Raw genomic sequence first — 1,217 nt, 5'->3', positions numbered from 1 at the left:
TTCTCGGAAATGATAAAAATAACGGCAGAAGTTTACGCGTAAAACTTTTGCGTACTAAGACGATAAATCTTTATTTCAGGATAATTTAAGTATGAGTTTATTACTTGCCAAAGTACCAGTCATTATGATGTTGGTCGGCGTTGTGTGGTTTATAGCCGCATTGTTTTTGATCCTTCTTATCCTTATTCAAAAGGGTAAAGGCGGCGGACTTGGGGCGGCCTTCGGCGGCGCAGGCTCGAACAGCCTTTTAGGCACGAAAACAGGCGACTTCCTTACCTGGGTTACTATCGGTCTGACTGTCGTCTTTTTGACGGTGGGCGTTTTGATGGCCAAGTTTTACAGGCCGACAGAGCTGAAGGGACTTCAGGACGCGGTCGATACTACTGCGGTCGACACAAGCGCTTTGCTTGAAGAGAACACGACAATGCCTGAAGAGCCGGCTCAGGAAGCAGCTCCGCAGGCCGAAACAACCGAGTGATTTGGCAAAACTAAGATAGTTTTTCAGGCAGAACACGCAACCACGCCGTTTGTTATATTACGGCACGGTTGTGTGTTCTGTTATGCGGTTTTAAACGATATAAACTTGCCGCCGGGCATTATGTGTTTTGTTACAGATTGAGAGCAAAATATGTTACAGAGTATGACAGGCTATGGGGAGGCTGTTTACGAAGCGGATGGGTTCTACTATTGCGCGCAGATAAGAACTGTGAACAACAAGTTCCTGAAGGTAAGCTTAAAGCTGCCTGAAAATGTGAACTTTTTGGAAGAAACCATCGAGAAGCAGTTGCGACAGGGCATAACCAGAGGCTCGGTGTATTTTTCTTTGCAGCTCAAGAGCGCGGCGGAAAAGCCTCTTGCGACTATAAATACCGGTATCGTAAAGTATTACGTTGAGCAGCTTAACAACGCCGTGGCGGATTGCCCCGATAAATGCACAATCAACCTGACGAACCTGCTGAGCTTTCCGGGAGTAGTGGAATCGTACTCGCCGGACGAACGGCAGAAGGAACTGCTTGAGAAGGCGGTTTTCAAGGTAACGACCGACGCGTTGGGCAGTCTCAGGAAGATGAGGCAGGCCGAGGGCGAGGAATTGCAGGCCGACCTGCTTTCGCATTGCAAGGTGATCGAAGAAGTGCTCGGGAACATCAGCGACAGGGCGCCGGTTATCGTGAGCGAGTATTATGAAAAGCTCCAGAAGCGTGTGAACGATATGCTCA

Annotated in this window: 2 protein-coding genes; both read left to right on the top strand. The window is 48.5% G+C overall.

What is annotated here, in order from left to right; translation table 11 throughout:
* The first annotated feature begins 91 nt into the window (after nt 1-91).
* Entirely contained in the window at nt 92-478 is a 387-nt protein-coding gene (gene secG, locus Q7U95_RS01930) for a preprotein translocase subunit SecG (RefSeq protein WP_308751588.1), read from the top strand.
* A gap of 162 nt (nt 479-640) precedes the next feature.
* Nucleotides 641-1,217, top strand: a 577-nt coding sequence (locus tag Q7U95_RS01925) for a YicC/YloC family endoribonuclease (RefSeq protein WP_308751587.1), incomplete at its 3' end; no start/stop codon positions are given.

Source organism: Candidatus Oleimmundimicrobium sp. (genome assembly GCF_030651595.1).
Lineage (GTDB): Bacteria > Actinomycetota > Aquicultoria > UBA3085 > Oleimmundimicrobiaceae > JAUSCH01.
The sequence above is the reverse complement of the archived record's forward strand: the minus strand, read 5'-3'. Positions and strand labels throughout refer to the sequence as shown.